At 71.5% G+C, this 24,214-nt stretch carries 25 protein-coding genes; 11 read left to right on the forward strand and 14 right to left on the reverse strand.

What is annotated here, in order from left to right:
• From JLI01S_RS08050 to cbiB, 7 genes are all read left to right on the forward strand, one after another.
• Positions 1 to 639, forward strand: a 639-nt coding sequence (locus JLI01S_RS08050) for a vWA domain-containing protein (protein WP_157074874.1), incomplete at its 5' end; no start/stop codon positions are given.
• Positions 639 to 1,253, forward strand: a complete 615-nt coding sequence (gene cobO, locus JLI01S_RS08055; protein WP_068262823.1) for a cob(I)yrinic acid a,c-diamide adenosyltransferase — start codon at positions 639 to 641, stop codon at positions 1,251 to 1,253. The genes JLI01S_RS08050 and cobO, both read left to right, overlap by 1 nt.
• Positions 1,247 to 3,796, forward strand: coding sequence for a bifunctional hydrogenobyrinic acid a,c-diamide synthase/histidinol phosphate aminotransferase CobBC (cobBC, locus tag JLI01S_RS08060; protein ID WP_174521311.1), 2,550 nt, complete (start codon positions 1,247 to 1,249; stop codon positions 3,794 to 3,796). The genes cobO and cobBC overlap by 7 nt, the downstream gene beginning before the upstream one ends.
• The gene (gene cobA, locus JLI01S_RS08065; RefSeq protein ID WP_068262829.1) at positions 3,793 to 4,551 is read left to right on the forward strand and encodes a uroporphyrinogen-III C-methyltransferase; all 759 of its coding nucleotides are present in this window, start codon (positions 3,793 to 3,795) and stop codon (positions 4,549 to 4,551) included. The genes cobBC and cobA overlap by 4 nt, the downstream gene beginning before the upstream one ends.
• Positions 4,548 to 5,369, forward strand: a complete 822-nt coding sequence (locus tag JLI01S_RS08070) for an adenosylcobinamide-GDP ribazoletransferase (protein ID WP_068262832.1) — start codon at positions 4,548 to 4,550, stop codon at positions 5,367 to 5,369. Before cobA ends, JLI01S_RS08070 begins: the two co-directional genes overlap by 4 nt.
• A 2-nt stretch (positions 5,370 to 5,371) precedes the next feature.
• Positions 5,372 to 5,917 carry a bifunctional adenosylcobinamide kinase/adenosylcobinamide-phosphate guanylyltransferase gene (locus JLI01S_RS08075; RefSeq protein WP_068262836.1) on the forward strand — a complete coding sequence of 182 codons (546 nt, stop codon included), beginning with the start codon at positions 5,372 to 5,374 and terminating at the stop codon, positions 5,915 to 5,917.
• Positions 5,914 to 6,867 carry an adenosylcobinamide-phosphate synthase CbiB gene (gene cbiB / locus JLI01S_RS08080; RefSeq protein ID WP_245634563.1) on the forward strand — a complete coding sequence of 318 codons (954 nt, stop codon included), beginning with the start codon at positions 5,914 to 5,916 and terminating at the stop codon, positions 6,865 to 6,867. Before JLI01S_RS08075 ends, cbiB begins: the two co-directional genes overlap by 4 nt.
• On the opposite strand, the gene JLI01S_RS08085 is transcribed toward cbiB, so the two are convergent.
• A complete protein-coding gene (locus tag JLI01S_RS08085; protein WP_068262839.1) occupies positions 6,848 to 7,603 on the reverse strand; it encodes a cobalt-precorrin-6A reductase in 756 nt (251 codons plus the stop codon). The two genes, cbiB and JLI01S_RS08085, sit on opposite strands and share 20 nt — an antisense overlap.
• Before the next feature lie 61 nt (positions 7,604 to 7,664).
• On the opposite strand from JLI01S_RS08085, the gene JLI01S_RS16925 reads away from it, so the two are divergent.
• Complete coding sequence (locus tag JLI01S_RS16925) at positions 7,665 to 8,366, forward strand: M50 family metallopeptidase (protein ID WP_157074875.1); 702 nt, start codon at positions 7,665 to 7,667, stop codon at positions 8,364 to 8,366.
• Between the two features lie 3 nt (positions 8,367 to 8,369).
• Positions 8,370 to 8,792 (forward strand): DoxX family protein, encoded by a 423-nt coding sequence (locus JLI01S_RS16930; protein ID WP_068262842.1) that lies wholly within the window; start codon positions 8,370 to 8,372, stop codon positions 8,790 to 8,792.
• A 7-nt stretch (positions 8,793 to 8,799) separates the two neighbouring features.
• Here the strand turns inward: JLI01S_RS16930 and JLI01S_RS08100 are convergent, their stop codons facing one another.
• Genes JLI01S_RS08100 through JLI01S_RS08110 form a run of 3 tightly spaced genes read right to left on the reverse strand, consistent with a single transcriptional unit; the run spans position 8,800 to position 12,338 of the window.
• Positions 8,800 to 9,606 carry an HAD family hydrolase gene (locus tag JLI01S_RS08100; RefSeq protein WP_084349293.1) on the reverse strand — a complete coding sequence of 269 codons (807 nt, stop codon included), beginning with the start codon at positions 9,604 to 9,606 and terminating at the stop codon, positions 8,800 to 8,802.
• The gene (locus tag JLI01S_RS08105) at positions 9,603 to 11,390 is read right to left on the reverse strand and encodes a proline--tRNA ligase (protein WP_218005482.1); all 1,788 of its coding nucleotides are present in this window, start codon (positions 11,388 to 11,390) and stop codon (positions 9,603 to 9,605) included. Before JLI01S_RS08105 ends, JLI01S_RS08100 begins: the two co-directional genes overlap by 4 nt.
• A 39-nt stretch (positions 11,391 to 11,429) precedes the next feature.
• Positions 11,430 to 12,338: a LysR family transcriptional regulator gene (locus JLI01S_RS08110; protein WP_068262845.1), complete on the reverse strand. Its 909-nt coding sequence runs from the start codon at positions 12,336 to 12,338 to the stop codon at positions 11,430 to 11,432.
• 71 nt (positions 12,339 to 12,409) lie between these two features.
• Between JLI01S_RS08110 and JLI01S_RS08115 the strand changes: the two genes are divergently transcribed.
• Positions 12,410 to 13,330: an EamA family transporter gene (locus JLI01S_RS08115; protein ID WP_068262852.1), complete on the forward strand. Its 921-nt coding sequence runs from the start codon at positions 12,410 to 12,412 to the stop codon at positions 13,328 to 13,330.
• A gap of 13 nt (positions 13,331 to 13,343) precedes the next feature.
• Here JLI01S_RS08115 and JLI01S_RS08120 read toward each other — a convergent pair whose 3' ends face one another.
• The 4 genes from JLI01S_RS08120 to poxB form a co-directional block, all read right to left on the reverse strand.
• Complete coding sequence (locus tag JLI01S_RS08120) at positions 13,344 to 14,120, reverse strand: SIR2 family NAD-dependent protein deacylase (protein WP_068262854.1); 777 nt, start codon at positions 14,118 to 14,120, stop codon at positions 13,344 to 13,346.
• 81 nt (positions 14,121 to 14,201) lie between these two features.
• Positions 14,202 to 15,071 (reverse strand): GNAT family N-acetyltransferase, encoded by an 870-nt coding sequence (locus JLI01S_RS08125; RefSeq protein WP_169797305.1) that lies wholly within the window; start codon positions 15,069 to 15,071, stop codon positions 14,202 to 14,204.
• Between the two features lie 11 nt (positions 15,072 to 15,082).
• On the reverse strand, positions 15,083 to 15,475 hold the full coding sequence (locus tag JLI01S_RS08130) for a DoxX family protein (protein ID WP_068262860.1): 393 nt from the start codon (positions 15,473 to 15,475) through the stop codon (positions 15,083 to 15,085).
• An 11-nt stretch (positions 15,476 to 15,486) separates the two neighbouring features.
• Positions 15,487 to 17,229, reverse strand: a complete 1,743-nt coding sequence (gene poxB, locus JLI01S_RS08135; RefSeq protein ID WP_068262862.1) for a ubiquinone-dependent pyruvate dehydrogenase — start codon at positions 17,227 to 17,229, stop codon at positions 15,487 to 15,489.
• A 98-nt stretch (positions 17,230 to 17,327) separates the two neighbouring features.
• On the opposite strand from poxB, the gene JLI01S_RS08140 reads away from it, so the two are divergent.
• Positions 17,328 to 18,299 (forward strand): zinc-binding dehydrogenase, encoded by a 972-nt coding sequence (locus JLI01S_RS08140; RefSeq protein ID WP_068262864.1) that lies wholly within the window; start codon positions 17,328 to 17,330, stop codon positions 18,297 to 18,299.
• A gap of 15 nt (positions 18,300 to 18,314) precedes the next feature.
• Here the strand turns inward: JLI01S_RS08140 and JLI01S_RS08145 are convergent, their stop codons facing one another.
• The 6 genes from JLI01S_RS08145 to JLI01S_RS08170 form a co-directional block, all read right to left on the reverse strand.
• A complete protein-coding gene (locus JLI01S_RS08145; RefSeq protein ID WP_068262866.1) occupies positions 18,315 to 19,160 on the reverse strand; it encodes a GNAT family N-acetyltransferase in 846 nt (281 codons plus the stop codon).
• Positions 19,161 to 19,372: 212 nt separating this feature from the next.
• Positions 19,373 to 19,825 (reverse strand): pyridoxamine 5'-phosphate oxidase family protein, encoded by a 453-nt coding sequence (locus JLI01S_RS08150; RefSeq protein WP_245634564.1) that lies wholly within the window; start codon positions 19,823 to 19,825, stop codon positions 19,373 to 19,375.
• 103 nt (positions 19,826 to 19,928) lie between these two features.
• Entirely contained in the window at positions 19,929 to 21,086 is a 1,158-nt protein-coding gene (ispG, locus tag JLI01S_RS08155; RefSeq protein WP_068263022.1) for a flavodoxin-dependent (E)-4-hydroxy-3-methylbut-2-enyl-diphosphate synthase, read from the reverse strand.
• A 46-nt stretch (positions 21,087 to 21,132) separates the two neighbouring features.
• A complete protein-coding gene (locus JLI01S_RS08160; protein ID WP_068262870.1) occupies positions 21,133 to 22,467 on the reverse strand; it encodes a M50 family metallopeptidase in 1,335 nt (444 codons plus the stop codon).
• A 55-nt stretch (positions 22,468 to 22,522) separates the two neighbouring features.
• Positions 22,523 to 23,698 (reverse strand): 1-deoxy-D-xylulose-5-phosphate reductoisomerase, encoded by a 1,176-nt coding sequence (gene dxr / locus JLI01S_RS08165; RefSeq protein ID WP_068262874.1) that lies wholly within the window; start codon positions 23,696 to 23,698, stop codon positions 22,523 to 22,525.
• Positions 23,695 to 24,198, reverse strand: a complete 504-nt coding sequence (locus JLI01S_RS08170) for an acyl-CoA thioesterase (protein WP_218005483.1) — start codon at positions 24,196 to 24,198, stop codon at positions 23,695 to 23,697. Before JLI01S_RS08170 ends, dxr begins: the two co-directional genes overlap by 4 nt.
• Positions 24,199 to 24,214: the final 16 nt, after the last annotated feature.

The raw sequence follows: 24,214 nt of genomic DNA on the forward strand, positions 1-24,214 counted from the left end.
CGCCGCGCAGGCCGCACCGGGCCCGCCCGCGTGACCGGCGACGACCTGCGGCACGCGATCACCCGCGGCCGCGAGGCCAACCTCGTGCTGCTCGCCGTCGATGCGTCCGGCTCGATGGCTGCCCGCAAGCGGATGGGCGAGGTCAAGACCGCCGTGCTCTCGCTGCTCCTGGACGCCTACCAGCGGCGCGACCGGGTGGGCCTCGTGACATTCCGTGGCACCGGGGCCGAGGTCGCCCTCCCGCCCACCTCGTCGGTGGACGCAGCCGCAGCACGCCTCGCCGAGCTGCCGCACGGCGGCCGGACGCCACTGGCGGAGGGCCTCACGGAGGTCGCCAGAGTCGTTGCGAGAGAACGCATCCGGGACCGCAACCAACGCGCTCTCGTCATCATCGTCACCGACGGTCGGGCCACCGCCGGCGACGACGCGCTCGCCCGCGCCCAGCGCATCGCGGACGCCTGGGGGCACACCGCGGACACCGTCGTCGTCGACTGCGAGTCCGGCCGCTTCCGCATGGGACTGGCAGCCGACCTCGCCCACCGGATGGGCGCCGAGCACATCGCCCTCGAGCAGGTCGCCGCGAGCGGCCTCGTCGAGATCGTCACCGACCGCACCACCTCACGCAGGAGCGCCGCCTGATGGCACAGGGACAGACCCCCGTCACCCCCAAGGACGGGCTCACCACGCGGCTGCGCCGCAACCGACCGCTCGTCGTCGTCCACGGAGGCACCGGCAAGGGCAAGTCGACCGCAGCCTTCGGCTTGGCCCTGCGCGGCTGGAACCAGGGCTGGGCGATCGGTGTCTTCCAGTTCGTCAAGTCCGCCAAGTGGCGCATCGGCGAGGAGGAGGTCTACAAGACCCTCGGCCGCGTCCACGAGGAGACCGGCGAAGGGGGCCCCGTCGAGTGGCACAAGATGGGTTCCGGCTGGTCGTGGTCGCGCAAGCCCGGCAGCGAGGAGGACCACGCTGCCGACGCCCGTGAGGGCTGGGCCGAGATCAAGCGTCGTCTGGCCGCCGAGACGCACACCGTCTACGTGCTCGACGAGTTCACCTATGTCATGAAGTGGGGCTGGGTCGAGCTCGACGACGTCATCGACACGCTCACCCACCGCCCCGGCTACCAGCACGTGATCATCACCGGTCGCGACCCGCACCCGCGCCTGCTCGAGATCGCCGATGTCGCGACCGAGATGACCAAGATCAAGCACCCCTTCGACCAGGGGCAAAAGGGCCAGAAGGGCATCGAGTGGTGACTCTCCCCCGGGTGCTCGTCGCGGCACCCGCATCGGGGCACGGCAAGACGACGATCGCGGTGGGGATCATGGCGGCGCTGTCCCGCCGAGGACTCACCGTCGCACCGGCGAAGGTCGGCCCCGACTACATCGACCCCGGCTACCACGCCCTGGCGACCGGGCGACCCAGCCGCACCCTGGACCCGTGGCTCGTCGGCGAAGGGAGGGTCGCCCCCCTCCTCCTGCGCGGCGCCACATACCCGACGGTGGCGGACATCGCGGTCCTCGAGGGCGTCATGGGCCTGATGGACGGGCGACTCGGGACCGATGGCTTCGCCTCCAGCGCGCACGTCGCCGCCCTGACCCGCACGCCCGTCGTGCTCGTCGTCGACATCAGCTCGACCTCGCGCACGGTGGCCGCGACCGTCCACGGCCTGGCGACCATCGACCCCGCCCTCGACGTCGTCGGCGTCGTGCTCAACAAGGCCGGCACCCCACGCCACGGCGACGAGGCCCGCCGCGCGGTCGAGTCCGTCGGCGTGCCGGTGTGGGGTGTCCTCCCGCGCGATGCCGCCATGCACGTGCCCTCACGTCACCTCGGGCTCGTCCCTGCGGCGGAGCGCGGGGAGGCCGCCGCGACCCTCGACCACATCGCCGCCGTCGCCGAGGAGCACCTCGACCTCGACGCCTTCCTCGCCGCCGCCGCGACGGCACCCGCGCTCGACACCGAGCCGTGGGACCCGACCACGGCCCTCACGCTCCCTGAGGAGTTTGCGCAGCAAGCGTCTCGAAGGGAGTCCCCCGTCATCGCCGTCGCCGGCGGGCGGGCCTTCACCTTCCGCTACCCCGAGACGGTCGAGCTCCTGGAGGCTGCGGGTGCGCAGGTCGTCGAGCTCGACCCAGCGTGCGACGCCACCCTGCCGGACGGCATCCAGGGCCTCTACCTCGGCGGCGGCTTCCCCGAGGTGCATGCCCGCACGCTGGCGACCAACCGCCCTCTCGTGCACCAGATCCGGGCCGCGATCGCGGACGGGATGCCGACCGTCGCCGAGTGCGCCGGGATGCTCTACCTCGCCGCGACGCTCGACGACCACCCGATGGTCGGCGCGCTCCCGGCGCGCACCGCGATGGGACGTCGCCTCACCCTGGGCTACCGCGAGGCGACCTCGCTCGTGGACTCGGTCCTCGGCCCGGCAGGCACCCGGGTCACGGGTCACGAGTTCCACCGGACCACCACCGCCCCCTCTGCCGGCGCCCCCGCCGCCTGGGACCTGGACGGTCGCACCGAAGGCTTCGCGCTCGACCCCGCCGGCACCGGTCGCGCGACCCTCGTCGCGTCCTACCTGCACACCCACTGGGCCGGCTCGCCTGCGGTGACCGCCGCCTTCGTCGAAGCCGCCGCCACCTGGGAAGTCCCGCAGAGGCAGGACCCGCGTGGCTGGCGTGCGGAAGACCCGCGTGGCTGGAGCGGACGAGGATCGGGAGGTGTGGCCCCAGGTGCTACCCGTACCCGGTCCGCGTCCTTGCCGGACGAGGTCGCGGACCCCCTTCGTCACCATGGGGATGTCGAGGTGTCGGGCGATCTCGTCGATCTCGCGGTCAACGTGCGGCTCACGCAGCCGCCCGTCTGGCTGGCCTCCGCCCTCGCTGACGAGCTGAGCTCGGTCGCTGCGTACCCCGACGCGACGGGGGCTCGCGATGCGCTGGCTGCTCGTCATGGACTGTCGCGCGAGCAGGTGCTGCCGACGAGTGGTGGGGCTGAGGCCTTCACGCTGCTGGCCCGGGCGCTGACACCTCGGGATGCGGTGGTCGTGCACCCACAGTTCACGGAGCCGGAGGCCGCGCTGCGGGCCGCCGGCCACGACGTCCGGCGGATGCTGCTGCGACCGGAAGACGGCTTCGCCCTCACGAGCGCCGCGATCGAGCGGATCGGCGACGCGGACCTCGTCGTCATCGGCAACCCGACCAACCCGACGGGTGTGCTCCACCCGGCCGAAGCGATCCGCTCACTCGTGCGACCCGGGCGGGTCGTGCTCGTCGACGAGGCCTTCATCGACGCGGTACCCGGCGAGCGCGAGTCGCTCCTGCCCGGCGACCTCACCGGCGTGCTCGTCGTGCGCTCGCTCACCAAGACCTGGGCCGTGGCCGGCATCCGCGCCGGCTACCTCGCCGGCGACCCCGACCTGGTGGCCATGCTCGCGGCGCACCAACCGCACTGGTCGGTCGGCTCGCTCGCGCTGCGCGTCATGATCGAGACCGCCGCCCCGCACGCCTTGGCAGAGGCCGAGCGAGCCGCCGACGAGCTCGCCGCGTGGCGGACCCACCTGACCTCAGGGCTGCGAGCCCTGGCCATCCCGACAGGGGGCAGCGACGCCCCCTTCGTCCTGGCGCAGGTGGGTGACGGTGTGCACACCGCACTGCGCGAATCGGGTTGGGCGGTCCGCAGGGGAGATACTTTCCCCGGGCTCGACCCCACGTGGGTGAGGATCGCCGTCCGTGACCCACACACCATCGACGGGCTGCTGCGAGAGCTGACCCACCTGCTCCACCGGAGGACCGCATGACCGACGCCACCCCCACGTCCACCGGACGAGTCCTGCTCGTCGGCGGAGGCCCCGGCGACCCCGGTCTGCTCACCGTCGCCGGCCGTGACGCCCTGATCGCCGCCGATGTCGTCGTCACCGACCGTCTCGCCCCCCTCGCCGCGATCGCCGAGCACGCTCCGCAGGCCGAGGTCATCCACGTCGGCAAGATCCCGCGCGGCGAGTTCACCCCCCAGGAGCGGATCAACGAGCTGCTCGTCGAGCACGCCCGCGCCGGCAAGGTCGTCGTGCGGCTCAAGGGCGGCGACGGGTACCTCTTCGGTCGGGGTGGCGAGGAGTGGCAGCACTGCACCGCCGCCGGGATCCCCGTCGACATCGTGCCGGGCGTCTCCTCCGCCTTCTCCGTCCCCGCGCTCGCCGGCATCCCCGTCACCCACCGCGGCCTGTCCCAAGGCGTCGCGGTCGTCTCCGGGCACGTCGCTCCCGCCGACCCGCGCAGCGAGGTCGACTGGGCGGCGCTGGCCACCTCGCGCCTCACGATCGTCATCCTCATGGGGGTCGCGACCCTCGGGTCGATCGCCGAGGCACTCATCGCGGCCGGCTTGCCCGCCGACACCCCCGCCGCATGCATCGCCGACGGTGCCAGCCCGCAGCAGCGCACGGTGCGCGCCGCCCTCTCCGACATCGCCGCCACCGCCGACGCGGGGGGCTTCGCTCCCCCGGCCATCACCGTCGTCGGTGACGTCGTCGACGCGCTCGAGGTCACCTCGTCATGAGCCTCGGCGAGGGCATGCGGCTGGCGACGGGTACCTTCACCCGGCGCACGAGCGGGCCGGTCAGCGTCACCCCGCAGACCGCCCGGTCGGCACTGCTCCTCGCGCCCGTGGCCGTCCTGCCGCTCGCTCTGCAGGTCACCCTCATCAGTGCGAGCGTCGAGCTCGGTGTCCCTCCCCTCGTCGCCGCCGGCGCTGCGCTCGCGGTCCTGGCCCACGGCTCACGGGCCATGCACCTCGACGGCCTCGCCGACACGGTGGACGGGCTCGGTGCGGGGCTGGGCAAGGACCCTCTCGAGGTCATGCGCCGGGGCGATGTCGGCCCGATGGGCGCGGTCGCGCTCGTCCTCGTGCTGCTCGTCCAGGTGGGTGCCATCACCGCGCTTCTCGGCTCCGGGTGGCGTGGTGCCCTCCTCGTCGGGGCCGCGGTCATCGCCTCACGCGCAGCGGCCGCGGTCGTCTGCGGTCGCGGGCAGCGCACCGCCGCTGGATCGCGTCTTGGGGCCGCCTTCGTCGGGACCATCCCCTTCGCTGCGGCTGCGCTGCTCACCCTCGTCGTCGCCGCGGTGCTCGTGGCTGCCGTCTCCCCCATGGTCGTCGTGCTGCGCCCTGACGCCCTTGGCGACTCGTCCACTCCCCTGTGGCTGACGACCCGCATGCTCCTCGTCACCGCACTGGCTGCGCCGATCGCCATGCTTGCGGCGGTCCGGGTGCGGGACAAGGCCGCTCGTGTCATCGGCGGGGTCAACGGTGATGTCATCGGCGCGGGCGTCGAAGTCGCCCTCACGGTCGTCCTCGTCCTGCTCACGGTGGCCTGGTGACCATGCGGCACCTCGTCACCGGCGGCGTCCGCTCGGGCAAGTCCCGCCACGCGGAGGCCCTCCTCCTGCCACCGCACGTGTCACCCGACGCCACCGTCACCTACCTGGCCACGGGGCCGCAGAGCGATGACGCGGACTGGAGGGCACGGGTCGACGCGCACCGGTCCCGCCGCCCTGCATCGTGGCGCACGGTCGAGAGCACGGACGCCGCGAGCGCCCTGTGGGATGCCGAGGGTCCGGTCCTGCTCGACTGCCTCGGCACCTGGCTGACCGCGCAGCTCGACGAGATGGAGGCGTGGGAGGCCCCCGAGTCGCACTGGACCGCAGCCCTCGACGAGCGCGTCACCGACCTCGAGGCTGCCTGGCTCGCCACGGACCACGTCGTCGCCGTGACCAACGAGGTCGGGTGGGGCGTGGTGTCGGAGCACCGGTCCGGGCGGATCTTCACCGATCGCCTCGGCTGGCTCAACCAGCGTCTGGCGGCCTCCGCCGATCGGGTCGACCTCGTCGTCGCCGGGCAGGTGCTGACCATCAAGGGTGGGGCGTGAGCGTCCAACGAGGCTCCATCGCTCGGCTCGACCCCATCGCGGTCGGCCTGGTGCTCGGGTGGATCGCCGACGAGCTCGTCGGGGACCCTCGGCGTGGTCACCCGGTGGCGCTCTTCGGCCAGTGGGCCGCGTGGGTCGAGCAGCGCACGCACCGTGACTCACGTGCCGCTGGCGTCGTCACCGAGACGGTCGTCCTCACGCCCGTCGTCGCGCTCGGGCTGGCGACGAGCCGCCTGCCACCGGCTGGCCGCGCGGGCGCCACGGCGGCGCTCACCTGGGCTGCTCTCGGGGGCACGAGCCTGGGGCGCGAGGGCAGGGCAGTCCACGGCCTGCTCGTGGCCGGCGACCTGCCCGGTGCGCGACGGCGGGTGCGCAACCTCGTCGGCCGCGTCACCGATGACCTGGACCCGGACGAGGTCGCTCGAGCCGCGATCGAGTCGGTCGCGGAAAACACCTCCGACGCCGTCGTCGGCACCCTCGTGTGGGGCGCCCTCCTCGGCCCGCTCGGTGTGGTCCTGCACCGGGCTGCCAACACGCTCGACGCGATGCACGGTCACCGCACGCCGCGGTATGCCCGGTTCGGTTGGGTCGCAGCGAGGTTCGACGATGCCCTTGGTTGGCTCCCCGCTCGGGTGACGGTGCTCGTGACCGCGGTGGCCAGCCCCCTGCGTGCTCGTGAGGTCGTGCGCACCGCGCTGCGTGACGGCCGGGACCATCCGAGCCCCAACGCGGGCCCGGTCGAGGCGGGCTTTGCCGCCGCCCTCGGGATCCGGCTCGGCGGCAGGACCGTCTACGCCAGTGGCGTCGAGGACCGTGTCGTCATGGGAGCGGGACCGGCTCCGACTGCAGTCGATCTCCCCCGGACCGTCGAGCTCGCTCGCCGGGTGGGGATCATCACGCTGGTCGCGGTCGTGGGCGCGCGCCATGCCGTCAGGGCCGCACCGCGCTGAGCGAGGTCACCCAGGTGGCTGCCGCCACGGCGTCCGCCGCCGTCGCGACCCCTGCAGCCCGCTCCGGCCTCGACACGACGACGACCGGCACACCCAGGCGGCGGGCCGCGTCGAGCTTGGCCTGCGTGTAGCGACCGCCCGAGTCCTTGGTCAGCAGGACCGACACCCCGTGCTCGCGCATCAGGGCCTCCTCACCGGCGATGTCGAAGGGGCCGCGCGACCGCAGCACGGTCCACGCGGCCGGCAGCGGCATCTCCGGCGGCTCGACGAGTCGCACGACGACCGACCGGTCGGCCCATGCGTCGACGTGGTGGTGCAGGGTCTGACGTCCCGTCGTGACGAAGGGAGTCCCCCCCACGTCGTCCGCCGCCTCCCGCGCGGCCACGTGGCCGCCGACCCAGGTCCAGGACGCCGCATCAGGGTGGGTCCCCCACCCGGGCCGCGCCAGGCGCAGCAAGGGCACACCGAGCGACGAGCACGCTTGTGCCGCATGGCTGCCCATCGTCGCGGCAAAGGGATGCGTCGCGTCCACGACCGCGCTGACGTGGTGCTCGCGCAGCCACCGCGTCAACCCCTCGGCTCCCCCGAAGCCACCGATGCGCACCGGCCCCACCGGCAGCCGAGGGCGGGAGACCCGGCCGGCCAACGAGGAGGTGAAGGGCACTCCCTTCGCCTCGAGGTGGGCAGCGAGGTCACGGGCCTCAGCGGTTCCGCCGAGGAGGAGCACGTGCGTCATCCGCCCAGAATCTCACGCCTGCCTGCACGTGCTGACAGGTTGACCACCTACGGTCACCTGCGTGGACCAGATCATCGACCGCCTCGCACCCGCGACCACGGCACCAGACCTCACCGGCTGGACGCTCGTCGCGGTGCTCGTGCTCGCCGGTGTCGCCGCGACCTGGTGGCCGGCCTGGCGGGTCCTGCGGCTGGCCGTGACGCTCGTCCACGAGCTCGGTCACGCTGTCGTCGGGATGCTGTGCGGCCGGCGGTTCACCGGATTCGTCCTGCGCTCCGACATGTCCGGCCATGCCGTGACCGTCGGGCCGGCGCGCGGAGCCGGGGTCATCGCGACGACCTGGGCGGGCTACCCGGCTCCGGGCATCCTGGGCGCCGGTCTCGTCTGGCTCGCGACGTCCGGCTGGTCGGCCCCGGCCCTTGCCGTGCTCAGCGTCGGGCTCCTCGCGGCCCTGACCAGGGTGCGCTCGGCGCTCACCGGGCTCGTCGTGCTCGCGGTCATCGCCGGCACCGCGTCCCTGTGGTGGTGGGGCGACGACACGCTTCAGGCGTGGCTGCTCATCGGGGCCGGAGTCCTGCTGCTCGTCGGCGCCTGGCGTCACCTCGGGTCGATGTTGCATCGGGTCGATCCCGGGAGCGACCCGGGTGTCCTGGCCAGGGCGACGGGCATCCCCGGCCCGGTCTGGGTCGCCACATGTGTCGTCATGCTCGCCGCGGCGAGCTGGCTCGTCGTCGCCGTCGTGCGTACCGCCGTGGGAGCGTGAGGCATGCCCTCGTCACTGCGCGCCGCCCTGCAGGTCCTGCTGGGTACCTTCCTCGTCCTCGCCGGAACCGCCCACCTGACCTTTGCCAGGACCGACTTCAGGGCCCAGGTGCCCCCGTGGATCCCCATGGACGTGGACCTCGTCGTGCTCGTCTCAGGGGTCGTCGAGATCTGCTGCGGGGCAGCGCTGCTGCTCGCCTGGCGTCAGCCGCACCGGGCGACCGTCGGGGGCATTGTCGCGCTCCTCTTCATCGCCGTCTTCCCGGGCAACATCGCGCAGTTCACCGAGCACCGTGACGCCTTCGGTCTGACGAGCGACACGAGCAGGGCGGTGCGACTGCTCTTCCAACCCGTCCTCGTGCTCTGGGCCCTGTGGTGCACCGACGCGGTGGGCTGGTGGCGCCGCCGGCGCGATCAGCGCTCCTGAGGTCGGCTCAGACCTCGAGCCATCCGTCGACGAGGTCGAGCACGTCGAGCAGCTGCGTCGCCACCCCGTCGGGCTCGACGTCGACCGTGACCTGCTGGTCCGCCGGGATGTCGCTGTGCGGCACCCAGATGGCGCGCATCCCGACCTCCTGCGAGCCGAGCACGTCCTCGAAGAGGCGGTCACCGACATAGACGGCATTGGCCACAGGCACCCCGAGCCGGGTGGCGACCGCCTCGAAGGCCTCTCGGTGCGGCTTGACCACGCCGATCTCCGAGGAGTAGACGTCGCCGTCGATGAGGTCGAGCACGCCGTCCCGCTCGAAGATCTCGCGGTGGTAGTCGCCGCTCCAGATCGTGTTGGACAGCACGCCGATCTTGAGCCCGCGCTCGCGCAGCCCCTCCCACAGGGAACGCACCTGCGGATCGGTGCGCGTGTGCGGCTCCCAAAAGCGGCGGTACGCGGCCAGTGCCACATGGTGACGATCCTCGCGCGGATCGAGACCGGCCTCCCGCAGGATCTCGTCGAGGTGCGCGCTCGAGCGGTCGTCTGCCCGACCGCGCTGCCAGGCGCGGTCCTCCACGGCGAGGATCCGGTCAGCCAGCTCCTGCGCGCGATCGAGGTCCTCCTGCGGCACCTCGTCGGACTCGATCGGGATGCCGTGGATCTCCCTGGCGAAGACGCGCCACTGCTGTCCGAGGTCGATCGCGTGCCACGGCGTGAGCGTCCCGCCCCAGTCGAAGACGACGGCCTGCACCGGACCGGCCGGCGGACGCTCGTGGACCGACAGGGGGTGACGCATCTCGTCGGCACTCACGCCTGGCCCCGCACCTCACCCAGCAGGGCCTCGACGGCCTCCGCCACGGGGACCTCACGACGCTCACCGGTGCGACGGTCCTTGATCTCGACGACGCCGTCGGCCAGGCCCTTGCCGACGACGAGGATCGTCGGGATGCCGATGATCTCGGCGTCCTTGAACTTCACGCCCGGGCTCACCTTGCCGGCGCGGTCGTCGTAGAGGACGGCGACGCCCTTCGCCTCGAGCTGGGCGGACAGGTCCTCGGCCGCCCCGAAGATCTCCTCGCTCTTGCCCGCGGCGACGACGTGCACGTCGAAGGGGGCGAGCGCGCGCGGCCAGATCAGGCCCTGCTCGTCGTGGTTGTCCTCCGCGATGACGCCGACGGCGCGCGTGACGCCGATGCCGTAGGAGCCCATCGTGACGGTGACGAGCTTGCCGTTCTCGTCGAGGACCTTCAGACCCAGGGCCTCGGCGTACTTGGTGCCGAGCTGGAAGATGTGGCCCATCTCGACGCCGCGCGCCAGGGTCAATGTGCCCTCGCCCTGGGGGCTCGGGTCGCCCTCGCGGATCTCGGCGGCCTGGATGGTGCCGTCAGCGGTGAAGTCACGACCGTGGACCAGGTCGATGACGTGCTTGCCGTGCTCGTCGGCGCCGGTGACCCAAGCACTGCCCTCGGCGATGCTCGGGTCGAGCAGGTACCGGATCGTGCTGGCCCGCTCCGAGCCGAGGACGCCGGGGCCGATGTACCCCTTGGCCAGGGTCGGGTGCTTGGCGAAGTCCGCCTCCTCGAAGGCCTCGACCTCGGCCGGTGCCACCTGCGCCTCGAGCCGCTTGGCGTCGACCTCGCGGTCGCCGGGGACGCCGATGGCCAGCGGCTCGCGCCACGGCCCGTCGTGCTCCTCGTCGGCGGGGTGGACCAGCATGACGATGACATTCTTCAGCGTGTCCGCAGCAGTCCACTCGCGTCCGTCGGTGCGCGGGTGGTTGGCGTTGAGCGCGGCCACGAGCGTGTCGATGGTGGGGGTGTCGGGCGTGTCCTCGACGTGCGCGGGGCCGGCGGTCACCTCGACGGGCGGCGCCTGAGGCACCTCGACGGCCTCGACATTGGCGGCGTAACCGGAGGCGTCCCGCACGAAGGTGTCCTCACCGTTGGGGCTGACGGCGAGGAACTCCTCGCTCGCGCTGCCACCCATCGCGCCGGAGTCGGCGTGGACGATGACGTACTCGAAGCCGAGCCGGTCGAAGATCTTGATGTAGGCGTCGCGGTGCGCGTCGTACGCCTTCTGCAGTCCGGCCTGGTTGATGTCGAAGGAGTAGCTGTCCTTCATGATGAACTCGCGCCCGCGCAGCACACCGGCACGCGGCCGGGCCTCGTCGCGGTACTTGTTCTGGATCTGGAAGAGCGTCAGCGGCAGGTCCTTGTAGGACGTGTACATGTCCTTGACCGCGAGGCAGAACATCTCCTCGTGCGTCGGGCCGAGGAGCATCTGCGTGCCCTTGCGGTCGGTCAGGCGGAAGAGGTTGTCGCCGTACTCGGTCCAGCGGTTGGTGGCCTCGTAGGGCTCCTTGGGCAGCAGCGCCGGGAAGGAGAGCTCCTGCCCGCCGATGGCCTCCATCTCCTCACGCACGATCGCCTCGACCTTGCGCAGGACCTTCAGCCCCAGCGGCAGCCACGTGTAGACGCCCGGAGCCGCCCGCCGGACGTAGCCGGCCCGCACGAGGAGCTTGTGGCCCGGCAGCTCGGCGTCCGCCGGGTCCTCGCGAAGGGTGCGAAGGAAGAAGGACGACATGCGTGTGACCACGGAAGGTGCTCCTGGTGAGGCGGTGAGGGGTGTGCCACCTCAGCGTATCCGCTCCCCCATGAGCGCTGCCCCCGCGGCAGCCAGCTGCCGGGTCACGAGACGGACTGCAGCGCGCTCGGCCCGGTCGGGTCGGGACAGTGCCACGATCCAGCGGGCGGAGCGGACCTCGGACAGGGGCACGAGCACGAACTCGTCGGCCGTGCGCGTGGTGTAGCGCGGCAGCAGGGCGATGCCCTCGCCCGATGCGACGAGCGCGGCGACGAGGTGGTTGTCGCGGATCCGCAGCCGCCGGTGCAGCGCCCTCCCGCAGGCGCTCTCGATGCGCTGGAGCACGGTGTCGAAGGGGTAGTGCTCGGGCACGCTGATCCAGTCCTCGGCGATGACATCGCACGGACGCAGCTGGGCACGTCCGGCCAGCGGGTGGTTCGGTGGCAGCGCCACGTCGAGCGGCTCCCTGGTGAGGACCGTGCTGCGCAGGCCCTCGCCGCCGGCAGGCACCTCACTCGTCAGGGAGTGGGCGATGACGATGTCGGCGTCGGCCGCCGCGCTCGCGTAGTCGTGCTCGGCCAGGTCGAGGTCGTCGACGGCGATCTCGACGTCGGACTCGGCGAGCAGGGTCAGCGCGCCGGGCAGCAGGGCGGTCAGCCCACTGGGCAGTCCGGCGATGCTCACCCGTCCGGTGGGGCGCCCACGGTGCTCGTCGAGCCGCGCGGCCACACGTGCAAGTGCGGCCGTCACGTCGTCGGCGCCGTCGGCGAGCAGCTCGCCGGCCTCGGTCAGCCGCAACCCACGACCACTGGGCTCGACGAGAGGCACACCCGCCGCTCGCTGTGCGGTGCGCAGCTGCTGGGACAGCGCCGACGGAGTGCGGTGGGTCGCCGCGGCGACTGCGGCAAGGCTGCCGCGCTCCCGCAGGTCCCGCAGCAGTTCCAGGTGCCGGATGTCCATGTAGGAAGCCTAAAGGATCACGTCATGACGAATCGCTTGTCCTGCATGGTTGTGGGAGCGCACCATCAGGGGTGCCCATCCGTCACCGCCTGCTCGCCGTCGTCGTCGCCGTCCTCTGGGGCGCCAACTTCATCGCCATCCACGCCTCGCTGGCGATCTTCCCTCCTTTCCTCTGCTCGGCGCTGCGCTTCCTGCTCCTGGCCATCCCGACGATCCTCCTCGTCCCGCGACCGCAGGTCCCGACACGGTGGCTGCTCGGCTACGGCATCGGCTTCGGCGTCCTGCAGTTCGCCTTCCTCTACCTCGCGATGGACATCGGCATGCCGACCGGCCTCGCGTCGCTCGTGCTGCAGAGCTCGGCCCCCTTCACCGTCGTCCTCGGAGCCGTCCTCCTCGGCGAGCGCCTGTCGGCCCGCGCCGCCACGGGCGTGGGCGTCGCGGCCCTGGGCATGGCGATCGTCGGGTCCCAGCGACTGTCCGCGGAGGCGGGGCTCCTCCCCTTCGTCCTGACCCTGCTCGCGGGCCTGGGCTGGGCCTTCGGCAACCTCGCCGCCCGCCGGGCGGCGGCACCCAAGCCGCTGCACCTGACGATGTGGATGACGGTGGTCCCGCCCGTCCCACTGCTCCTGCTCTCTCTCGCCGTCGAAGGGCCGGACCGCATCGCCAGCGCCTTCGGCGACTCGATGACCACAGCGGCGATCCCCGCCTGGCTGGGCCTGGCCTACACGACGATCCTCGCGACCGTCGTCGGCTCGGGGATCTGGACCTGGCTCATGGCGCGGCACCCGTCGGGGACGGTCGCCCCCTTCTCCATGCTCGTGCCGGTCACCGGTCTCGCACTCGCCTGGGCGATGCTCGGCGAGGTCCCGGCGCCACTCGAGCTGGCGGGTGGGGTGCTCGTCGTCGGCGGGGTGCTGTGGGCCTCACGTCATCGACCGACCGCACTCCCCGAGCCCGAGCCGCTCCCCGAACCCGCGGTGCAACAGGTCTGAGGCGGCCCGTCCCTCAGCCCAGCGCGGCCACGAGCTGCGGCAGCACCTCGGCAGCCGGCCCACGCACCACGTGGTGGCACATGTCGGAGACCTCGCTCTCGTGCGGGTTGATCTCGATGACGGTCGCGCCCTCGGCGCGCGCCATCGCCGGATACCCCGCAGCCGGGTAGACCAGCCCTGACGTACCGATGACGAGGACGACATCGCCGGTCTCGAGGGAGTCGACGGCCGACTCTGTGGTCTCGACCGCCTCGTCGGGGAGCATCTCGCCGAACCACACGACACCGGGACGGACGTCCCCTTCGCACTGGGGGCAGGTGGGCGGCTCGAGACGCTCGATCGGCTCCTGCGGCAGCTCGATCTCGCCCTCGTAGGGGGTGTCGCACTCGCTGCACCGAGGGTCGAAGAGCGACCCGTGCAGGTGCGCCGCCACGCTCGATCCGGCCCGCTCGTGCAGGTCGTCGACATTTTGCGTCGAGATCGTCACATCGCGCAGCCCGGCCAGCTCCGCGAGCGCGACGTGGCCAGCGTTGGGGTCGACCCCGCGCACGAGCTGCATCCGCCACGCGTACCAGGCCCAGACGAAGGGGGGATCCATCTGGAAGGCCTCGATGGTCGCCAGCTGGCTGGGGTCGAACTGCTCCCACAGCCCGCTCTGCGCGTCCCGGAAGGTGGGCACCCCGGACTCCACGCTCATCCCGGCGCCGGAGAGCACGAGGACCCGGCGGGCTCCCCTCACGGCGTCGATGACGGCGTCCGGGAGGGTGGTGGTGACAGTGGGCGTGGTCATCGTTGCTCCTGGGCGAGGTGCGCTGGCTGGGCGTGCTGCCACATCCTCGCAGCGTCGGTGGCGCCCACGCACGTTCACGGGTCAGCCCTCGTCGCCCGGCGTGGGCTGCTCGTAGAGGCCGCGAGTCCCGCGGCTGCGGAAGCCGAGGCGCTCGTAGAGGGAACGCGCGGGGTTGTCGCAGCCGACCGCGAGCCAGGCGTGATCGGCGCCACCGTGCTCCAGGGCGGTCAGGGAGCGCGCCACGAGGTGCGCGCCCAGCCGCTTGCCCCGCCACTCGGGCACGACACCGACCTCCTCGATCCACCCCTCGGACACGGTGACGAAGCCCGCGACGTGGCCGCTGTTGTCCATCGCCACCCGCGAGTCCTCGGGCTGGAAGCCGCGCTGCTCCCGCAGCCACCGCCCCCAGGCCCGAGCAGTGCCGCTGTCGTAGCCGGGCTGGTCGGCGAAGGACGCCGCATAGGCGTGCTGGAAGGCCTCGGAGGTGTCGTCGGTGAAGGGCAGGGTGACCACGCCGTCCGGCCGGCGCACGACGGGGATGTGCTTCAGGGTGTGACGCATCACCGTCTCCGCGAAGACGCGGTGGAGCCCCAGGTCCGCAAAGAGGGACTCTGCCTCCGGGCTCACGGAGTCCAGCAGGAAGCGCACTGAGCCGATGGAGTGCCCGAGGACCCACTCGGCGATCTCGTGCCCGATCCCCTGCCCCATGGCGCTCGGGTCGACGAGCCCGGTCGCCGTGCGCCCGCCCGAGGTGGTGATGCCGATGGCTGCCGCCGCGACGACGTCGCCCAGCTCATCACGTCCTCGGATCGCCAGGTCGGTGACGAAGGTCGTCCGCAGGTGCTCGCGGTCGGCGAGGTCCGGCAGCCCACCGTCACGCTCGAGGCAGGCCTGGCCGAGACGCACGAGCGCGTCGAGGTCATCCTCCGTCGTCGGGGACCACTCCAGCACGCCCATCTCCCTCAGTCCCGGCGCGCGGCGCGGAGGGCGACCCGCAGCAGGGGCCACTGCAGGGGCAACCTCGCGAGGGTCCCGGCAAAGACACCGGCGGCCTGCGGAGTGCGCTTGCGCTGCGCCCGTCGTCCGTGGTCGATGCTCATCTGGACATTGGCGGGGAAGACGCCAGCGAGCAGCGCGGCACTCGCCCATCCGGCAACCGGCCGAGTGGCCGGGACGAGCAGTCCAGTGGCACAGGCGATCTCGGCGACACCGGAAGCCTTGACGAGCGTCCTGTCGTGCTGGCGCAGCGGTGCCGGGACGATCGGCTCGAAGACCTGCGGGCGCACGAGGTGGATGACGCCCGAGGCGAGGAAGATGCCGGCGAGGCCGAGGGTGGGCAGGTCAGGTCGGGACATGGGGCTCCTTGTCAGAAGATCTGTCGCAGGTTGACCCGCGACAGGTCGAGCAGCTCGTCGCCGCGGCCGGACATGACGGTGCGCAGCGCATAGAGCGTGAAGCCCTTGACCTGTTCCGCCGAGATGGCCGGCGGGATCGTCAGCTCCTGGCGCTCGGTGATGACGTCGACGAGGGCGGGGCCGTCGTGCGCGAAGGCCGCGCGCAGGCTCCCTTCGAGGTCGGCAGCCTCGGTCACCCGGAAGCCCTTGATGCCGCAGGCCTCGGCGACCTGCGAGAAGTCGGGGTTGTGCAGATCGGTGCCGAAGCCGGGCAGGCCGGCGGCCTTCATCTCCAGCTCGACGAAGTTGAGCGAGGAGTTGTTGAGCACCACGATCTTGATCGGCAGGTCGTGCTGGCGCACGGTGAGCAGCTCACCCATGAGCATCGCAAGCCCGCCGTCGCCGCTCAGCGTGACGACCTGCCGGTCGGGGTGGGCCAGCTGCGCACCGATGGCCTGCGGGATGGCATTGGCCATCGAGCCGTGGATGAAGGAGCCGATGAGTCGGCGATCGCCGCGGCACTCCAGATAGCGGGCGGCGTAGACGACCGGCGATCCGACGTCGGGGATGAAGACCGCGTCGTCCGCGGCGATCTCGTCGACGAGGCGCGCGAGGTACTGGGGGTGGATCGGCTGGTCCTTCTTGGTGAAGATCCCCTTCTTGGGCGCCTCGGCCAGCTCGTCGAGCTTGTCGCGCGTCTTGGCGTAGTGCTTGACCGAGTCCTCGAGGTGCTTGCGGTCGGACGCTGGCTGCAGGAGCGGGAGCAGCGCCCGGATGGTGTCGCCGACGTCACCGACGAGGCCGAGATCGAGCGGGACCCGTCGGCCCAGGTGCTCACCGCGCAGGTCGACCTGGATGAACTTCGCACCCTCTGGGTAGAACTGACGGTACGGGAAGTCGGTGCCGAGCATGAGGACGATCTCGGCCTCCTCCATCGCCCGGTACCCGGACGCGAAGCCGAGCAGCCCGGTGAGGCCGACGTCGAAGGGGTTGTCCCCCTCGATCTCCTGCTTGGAGCGAAGGGTGTGCACCACCGGTGCCGCAAGGCGACCGGCAAGCGCGAGGACCTCGGTCTTGGCTCCGGCGGCACCGGCACCGACGAGCAGGGTGGTGCGCCTGGAGGACCCGAGCAGCGCGGCCGCCCGCTCGAGCTGGTCGGCTGCGGGGACGACGCGGGCGCGGGCCCGCTCGATGACGGTGACCCGCTCGTCGACAGCCTCGGCCTGGGCCACCTCGCCGGGGACCACGAGGACCGCGACACCGCGCTCCTGGATGGCGGCGCGCATCGCCGTCTCGAGCATCCGGGGCATCTGCGAGGGGTCGGAGACCATCTCGCAGTAGACGCTGCACTCCTGGAAGAGGTTTTGCGGGTGGGTCTCCTGGAAGTACCCGCTGCCGATCTCCGAGCTCGGGATCTGCGCGGCGATCGCCAGGACCGGCACGCGACTGCGCTGGGCGTCGAAGAGACCGTTGATGAGGTGCAGGTTGCCCGGGCCGCAGCTCCCGAGGACGACCGCCAGGTCACCGGTCAGCTCGGCATCGGCCGCAGCTGCGAAGGCCCCCGACTCCTCATGACGGACCAGCCGCCAGGCGATCGACCCGTCGCGGCGCATCGCCTCGGTGAAGCCGTTGAGCGAGTCCCCGGGCACCCCGTAGGCGCGGGTCACTCCGTTGGCCCGGAGCGTGGCGATGACATTGTCGGCGATCGTGCCCATGGTGACTCCTGACGACGGGGGTACCGGTCGCCTCCACGCTATCCCGACGGCTACTGGCAGAGTGGGAGCGAGTGACCCCGACCGAGAGGAGCGCACCGATGCGCGCCGTGTACGCCGAGAGCATCAACCCGCAGGACCCGCTGGCCGGACTGGTGGTCGGTGAGCGCCCCGACCCGGTCGCCCCGGAGGGCTGGGCCACGGTGAGCGTCAAGGCTGCCGCCCTCAACCACCACGACGTGTGGTCGCTGCGCGGTCAGGGCCTCACGGCCGATGCCCTCCCGATGATCCTCGGCTGTGATGCCGCGGGCATCGACGAGGACGGCAACGAGGTCGTCGTCCACGCCGTCATCAACGACCCCGGCTTCACGGGGGCCGACGAGACGACCGACCCGCGTCGCTCCCTCCTCTCGGAGCGCTACCAGGGCACCTTCGCCGACACGGTCGTCGTCCCCCGTCGCAACCTCGTCCCCAAGCCCGAGGGCCTGAGCATGGTCGAGGCCGCGTGCCTCCCGACGGCATGGCTCACGGCCTACCGGATGCTCTTCGTCCGCGGAGCGATGCGCCCCGGCGAGAGCGTGCTCGTCCAGGGTGTCGGCGGCGGCGTCTCGACCGCGCTCATCACGCTTGCTCGCGCAGCCGGGCTGCGGGTCTACGCCACCTCGCGCAGCGAGGCCAAGCGCGCCCGTGCTCTCGAGCTGGGCGCCCACGAGGTCTTCGGCTCGGGAGAGCGTCTGCCGGTCAAGGTCGACGCCGTCATGGAGACCGTCGGCAAGGCGACGTGGACGCACTCCATCCGTGCCCTGCGGCCCGGCGGTCGGATCGTCATCGCCGGCACCACGAGCGGCCCCAAGCCCGACGACGCCGAGCTGACCCGCATCTTCTTTCTCCAGCTGAGTGTCATCGGCTCGACGATGGGCACGCGCGACGAGCTCGACTCCCTCGTGCAGATGCTCCACTCGACCGGCACCCGCCCGCTCGTCCACGCCGAGATGCCGCTGGACCGCGCACGCGACGGGTTTGCCCAGATGGTCGACGGCGACCACGTGGGCAAGATCGTCTTCACCCTCTGACCCGCTTGGCAGGGGTCAGAAGAGGATCGTCGAAAAGGTCCCGACCCGCTCCATGCCGATACGTCGATAGGTCGCCAGGGCCGGCGCGTTGAAGTCGTTGACGTAGAGCGTGGCCAAGGGTGCGTGGTCGATCATCGACTGCTCGAGGGCGGCAGCCATCATCGACGCAGCCAGGCCCTGCCCTCGCAGCTCCGGGCTGAGCCACACACCCTGGATCTGACAGGTACCGAGGGCCACGGACCCGACATCGGCCTTGAAGATCACCCGACCGCCCTCGATGACGACATAGGTGCGGCCGGCGCGCACGAGCCGCCAGATCGAGTCGCGGTAGAAGGCAGGGCTGCCTGTGTAGGGGCGGTACCCGATCTCCTGGGTGAACATGTGCTCCGCGGCGGGCAGGACGAGGTCGACCTCGTCGAGGGTGGCCGGGCGCACGCGCGGGTCGAGCCGGACGCCCAGCTGCGAGGGTGGCGTGTGTGACGCCATCAGCGGCTGCTCACCACGGATGGTCCGCGGCGCAGGGAAGTCGTTGCCGGCCGCCCGCCACAACCCGTGCACCTCCTCGCGCGGACCGAGGAAGGACGCGGAGCGGCGGCGCACCTTGCGCACCTGCGCGGCGAGCGCGGCCCAGCTGACGGTCGACGTCGCGACCGGCACGACATTGGCCAAGGTCCACACGAGGGCCTCGAGCTCACCGTCATCGAACCAGCCGTAGGCCGCCGTGGAGCCGGAGCCCAGCCCACCGTCGAGGATGCGGCTGGCGACGAAGACATGGGCCGCGGGGTCGCGCGCGCACAGATCCAGGGCGGCATCGACATCGTCGGGGCCCAGGAGTCGGGTGGGTTGGCGGGTGCGCAGCACCCCTCCAGAGTAGTGAGCCAGCCGCACGGCGGGTGGCGAAGGGGGCGGCCGGGTTCCGATCCTCCATTCGAGCCACGAACGGCTGCGCCCGGCATGGACATCTTCTGCCACGCCCTCGAGTCGTGGACCGCCCGGCGGTACACGAGCTACGAGCACAAGACGCCGGAGCAGCGGGTGCCCCACTGCGGCGCCAACCCATCGCCGAGATGCACTCACAGCGCGCGATGGAGCTGCTCGCAGGGCCCTCCGCCGAGCGGTCGCCGGGCGCGCACGACATGCTGTGAGCCTCGCGGGCGGTCGGCGAAGTAGGTGTCGAGCTGCTCGGGGTCGATCCGTTCGGCGCGACCTCGGAAGCGGATGGAGCGAAACATCGCGGGCCACGTGAGCGTCGCCGCGACGAAGGGGGTCGCCTCCAGCTGCCGGCTCTTCGCCGACTCGAGACTGGTGACGAAGCCCGGCCCCACCGGGTCGAGGAAACGCATGAGGACCGTGCGCACGTCCGGCCGGCCCTGCTCGTCCACGGTCGCGACCGCGAAGGACAGCGCCTCGGGGACGTCACCCCGCTCGACCTGACGGGCCCTCGCGGTGTCGACCCACGAGGAGATCAGGGCGAAGGGAGCGCCCGGCACCTCCCCTTCGTCCAACCCCTCCCCGCCATAGTCCACGTGGTCGGCCCGAGGGGGCGTGCGGGGCAGGAGATGCGATTCATCTCCGCAACAGACGGTTGCTGCGCAACCTCCTCAGGACCCGGAGGTTGCGTAGAAGGTGCTAGCTGACCGAGACGGTCGCGCCGGCCTCTTCACCGTCGATCGGCTCGCCCATCTCCTCGGCCAGGCGCATGGCCTCCTCGATGAGGGTCTCGACGATCTGGCTCTCGGGGACGGTCTTGATGACCTCACCCTTGACGAAGATCTGGCCCTTGCCGTTGCCGGAGGCGACTCCGAGGTCGGCCTCGCGGGCTTCGCCCGGTCCGTTGACGACGCAGCCCATGACGGCGACGCGCAGCGGGACGGTCATTCCCTCGAGTCCGGCGGTGACCTCCTCGGCGAGCTTGTAGACGTCGACCTGGGCGCGACCACAGCTGGGGCAGGAGACAATCTCGAGCTTGCGCGGGCGCAGCCCGAGGCTCTGCAGGATCTGCTGGCCGACCTTGATCTCCTCGACCGGCGGGGCCGAGAGCGAGACGCGGATCGTGTCGCCGATGCCCCGGGAGAGGAGCGCCCCAAAGGCCGTCGCGGACTTGATCGTGCCCTGGAAGGCGGGGCCGGCCTCGGTGACCCCGAGGTGCAGCGGCCAGTCCCCCGCCTCGGCCAGCAGCTCGTAGGCACGCACCATGACCACCGGGTCGTTGTGCTTGACCGAGATCTTGAAGTCGTGGAAGCCGTGCTCCTCGAAAAGGCTGGCCTCCCACACCGCGGACTCGACGAGGGCCTCAGGGGTGGCCTTGCCGTACTTTTCGAGCAGGCGCTTGTCGAGGCTGCCGGCGTTGACGCCGATCCGGATCGAGGTCCCGTGGTCCTTGGCCGCCTTGGCGATCTCCTTGACCTGATCGTCGAACTTGCGGATGTTGCCCGGGTTGACGCGCACGGCGGCGCAGCCGGCCTCGATGGCCGCGAAGACGTACTTGGGCTGGAAGTGGATGTCGGCGATGACCGGGATCTGGGACTTGCTGGCGATCGCCGGAAGCGCCTCGGCGTCATCGGTGCTCGGGCAGGCCACCCGCACGATGTCGCAGCCGGCGGCGGTCAGCTCGGCGATCTGCTGCAGCGTCGAGTTGATGTCGGAGGTCAACGTCGTCGTCATCGACTGCACCGAGATCGGCGACTCACTCCCGACACCGACCGAACCGACCTTGATCTGGCGAGTGGGGCGACGGGGGGTGAGGACCGGGGCCGGAGCCTTGGGCATACCGAGGGAAACGCTCATGCCATCCATTATGCGTCGTCGAGTCTGAGTGCCCGCTGTGGACCCGTCAGGTCAGTCGTACCGGCTTGACGATGTCGGCGTAGACGAGCAGCAGGGTCATGCCGATGAAGGCCAGCGCGACGACATAGGCCAGCGGCATCGCCTTGGCCACGTCGACGGGCCCCGGGTCCGGGAGGCCGCGCAGCCTGGCCCATCCCTTCTTGACGCCCTCCCAGAGCGCACCCGCGACGTGGCCGCCGTCGAGCGGGAGGAGAGGGACGGTGTTGAAGGCGAAGAGGACGAGGTTGAGCGAGCCCAGCAGGCTCAGCAGCAGGATCGCCTTGTCACTCGTGTCACCGAAGAGGTCGGAGCTGGCGACCTCACCCGCGATCCGGCCGACACCGACGACCGACATCGGGCCGTTGGGGTCGCGCTCGCTGCTGCCGAAGGCCGCCTGCGAGACACCGACGAGCTTTTGCGGGATCTTGACGAGGAGCTCGTAGGTGTCCCCGACGTACCCGCCGAAGAGCGCGGGGACCGCGGTGAGCGGCTGCTTCTCCTGCTCGACGCTGCCGGAGGCACCGAGGAACCCGGCCCGCTCGGTGCGGATCGCTCCCGAGGCGTCCTTCTCGGGCTGGCCGTCGTCGCCGTAGACGGGCATGTTCAGCACGATGGGGTCGGCCTGGAGCGTCGTGGACGCCCCGTCGCGGTCGACCTTCATCGTCAGCGGCTCGTCAAGGTTGGCGCGGATGGCCATGCGCACATCCGTCCAGGACTCGACGGGGGTGCCGTTGATCGCCGTGATCGTGTCGCCGGGCTTCAGCCCCGCAGCATTGGCGGGGGCCACGGGCATCTCATCGGTGCACTCGTCCGCGGTCTGCTGACCCAGCTGCTTGATGTCGACGCACTCGCTGACCGACGAGATCGTCGGGGTCGTGACGGCCACCCCGTGCAGGGTGAAGATGCCGGTGAAGAGGACGAGCGCGATGAGCAGGTTCATCACCGGGCCGCCGAGCATGATGATGATCCGCTTCCAGATCGGCAGCTGGAAGAACATCCGGCCGTCGTCCCCGGGCCGCACCTCCTCGAGGCTCTGCTGGCGGGCCTCCTCGACGAGCTGGCTCATCCGGCCGGTGCTGGAGCTGCGCATCGTCCCCTCGGCCTGGTCCTTGGCCGGGGGGAACATGCCGATCATCCGGATGTAGCCACCCAGCGGGATGGCCTTGATCCCGTACTCGGTCTCGCCGCGGCGGCGTGACCAGATCGTCGGCCCGAAGCCCACCATGTACTGCGGTACCCGGACGCCGAACTTCTTGGCAGGGACGAGGTGACCGATCTCGTGCAGCGCGATCGACAGACCGATACCGAGCACGGCAAGCAGCATCCCCAGCACATAAAGCATGCGCTGATGATGTCACGCGGACCTGACAGCTTCCTCCGCCGAAGGGAGGACCCGCTCAGCCCACGAGGATGGCTGCGGCTTCGTCCCGCGCCCACGCGTCGGCCGCGAGCACACCTTCGACCGTGTGCGCGTCGAAGCGCGCGTCGTCATGCCGCTGCAGCACCGCAGCGATCGTGTCGACGATGTCGGTGAACCGGCAGGCACCCTCGTGGAAGGCATCCACCCCCACCTCGTTGGCGGCGTTGTAGACCGCCGGGTGCGTACCCCCCGCAGCGCCGACCTGTTGGGCCAGCCGCACGGCCGGGAAGGCCTCGTCGTCCAGGCTCTCGAAACGCCAGTCCTGCGCCCGGGTCCAGTCCACCGGCGTCTCGACATCGGTCAGCCGCTCCGGCCAGGACAGGCCGAGCGCGATGGGCGCGAGCATCGTGGGCAGCCCGAGCTGGGCGATGACCGCGCCGTCGTGGAACTCGACCATCGAGTGGATGATCTGCTGCGGGTGGACGACCGCCTCGATGCGCTCCATCGGCACGTCGAAGAGCAGGTGCGCCTCGATCAGCTCCAGCCCCTTGTTGACCAGGGTCGCGCTGTTGGTGGTGATGACGCGCCCCATCGCGAAGTTGGGGTGCTTGAGCGCCGCGGCCGGGGTCACCTCGCGCAGCGCGGCCCGGTCCATCCCGCGGAAGGGTCCACCGCTCGCCGTCACGATGAGCTTGCGCACCTCGTCGGCGCGCCCGGAGCGCAGCGCCTGCGCGATCGCGGAGTGCTCGGAGTCGACGGGCACGATCTGGCCCGGCGCGGCGACCTGCTTGACGATCGGGCCGCCGATGATCAGGGACTCCTTGTTGGCCAGGGCCAGACGCGCTCCGGAGCGCAGCGCAGCGAGCGTGGGTCGCAGCCCGATCGCGCCGGTGATGCCGTTGAGCACGACATCGGTGGGTGCGGCAGCGGCCTCGGTCGCGGCCTCCTCCCCCACGATCACCTCGGGGGCGTAGCCGATGACCCCCGCCGCGTCAGCCGCGGCGGCGATGGCAGCGGTCAGGTCCTCACGGGTACCGGTCGCAGCGGCCACGAGCGAAGGGAGATGACGTGCGGCCTGCTCGGCGAGCAGCCCGATGTTGGAGCCACCCGAGAGCACCTCCACCTCGAAGCGGTCCGGGTGGGCCTCGATGACCTGCAGGCCCTGGGTCCCGATCGACCCGGTGGAGCCCAGCAGTGTGACGCGGGTGCTCATGCGCCCACCTCGTCGCTCTCACGGCGGCTGTGGTCGATCGCCTCGCGCCGGGCCAGCCGGTTGGCGCGCCGGATCTCCGCCTCACGGAAGCGGCGCCGCTCCTCCGGTGTCTCGATGGTCAGCTCGGGGACGCGACGGGTCCCCCCTGCGGCATCGACGGCGACGAAGACGAGGTAGGCGCTCGCGACGTGGACGCGCTCGGTGACGGCGTCCCAGCGGTCGACCTCGGCCCGCACGCCGACCTCCATGGACGAGGTGCCGGCCCAGTTGACCTGCGCGCTCACGTGGAGCACGTCACCGACGCGCACGGGGTTGAGGAAGGCCATCTCGTCCATCGCCGCGGTCACGGCCGGCCCCTCGGCGAAGCGGTTGGCGGAGACACCGGCGGTGTCGTCGACGATCTTCATGATGTTGCCGCCGTGCACATTGCCCAGGAGGTTGGCCTCCGCCTGGGACATGATGCGGGAGAGGGTGATGCGGGTGTCGGTGGGTGTCGTCACGGGGCCATCATGGCAG

Origin of the sequence: Janibacter limosus NBRC 16128 (assembly GCF_001570985.1) — a bacterium.
GTDB classification, from domain to species: domain Bacteria; phylum Actinomycetota; class Actinomycetes; order Actinomycetales; family Dermatophilaceae; genus Janibacter; species Janibacter limosus.

What these genes read in the sequence shown, in the direction of transcription:
- cobO (WP_068262823.1), top strand. Translation starts at nt 639, where the DNA reads ATGGCACAGGGACAGACCCCCGTCACCCCCAAGGACGGGCTCACCACG.
- cobA (WP_068262829.1), top strand. Translation starts at nt 3,793, where the DNA reads ATGACCGACGCCACCCCCACGTCCACCGGACGAGTCCTGCTCGTCGGC.
- JLI01S_RS08070 (WP_068262832.1), top strand. Translation starts at nt 4,548, where the DNA reads ATGAGCCTCGGCGAGGGCATGCGGCTGGCGACGGGTACCTTCACCCGG.
- JLI01S_RS08075 (WP_068262836.1), top strand. Translation starts at nt 5,372, where the DNA reads ATGCGGCACCTCGTCACCGGCGGCGTCCGCTCGGGCAAGTCCCGCCAC.
- JLI01S_RS08085 (WP_068262839.1), bottom strand. Translation starts at nt 7,603, where the DNA reads ATGACGCACGTGCTCCTCCTCGGCGGAACCGCTGAGGCCCGTGACCTC.
- JLI01S_RS16930 (WP_068262842.1), top strand. Translation starts at nt 8,370, where the DNA reads ATGCCCTCGTCACTGCGCGCCGCCCTGCAGGTCCTGCTGGGTACCTTC.
- JLI01S_RS08110 (WP_068262845.1), bottom strand. Translation starts at nt 12,338, where the DNA reads ATGGACATCCGGCACCTGGAACTGCTGCGGGACCTGCGGGAGCGCGGC.
- JLI01S_RS08120 (WP_068262854.1), bottom strand. Translation starts at nt 14,120, where the DNA reads ATGACCACGCCCACTGTCACCACCACCCTCCCGGACGCCGTCATCGAC.
- JLI01S_RS08130 (WP_068262860.1), bottom strand. Translation starts at nt 15,475, where the DNA reads ATGTCCCGACCTGACCTGCCCACCCTCGGCCTCGCCGGCATCTTCCTC.
- poxB (WP_068262862.1), bottom strand. Translation starts at nt 17,229, where the DNA reads ATGGGCACGATCGCCGACAATGTCATCGCCACGCTCCGGGCCAACGGA.
- JLI01S_RS08140 (WP_068262864.1), top strand. Translation starts at nt 17,328, where the DNA reads ATGCGCGCCGTGTACGCCGAGAGCATCAACCCGCAGGACCCGCTGGCC.
- ispG (WP_068263022.1), bottom strand. Translation starts at nt 21,086, where the DNA reads ATGAGCGTTTCCCTCGGTATGCCCAAGGCTCCGGCCCCGGTCCTCACC.
- JLI01S_RS08160 (WP_068262870.1), bottom strand. Translation starts at nt 22,467, where the DNA reads ATGCTTTATGTGCTGGGGATGCTGCTTGCCGTGCTCGGTATCGGTCTG.
- dxr (WP_068262874.1), bottom strand. Translation starts at nt 23,698, where the DNA reads ATGAGCACCCGCGTCACACTGCTGGGCTCCACCGGGTCGATCGGGACC.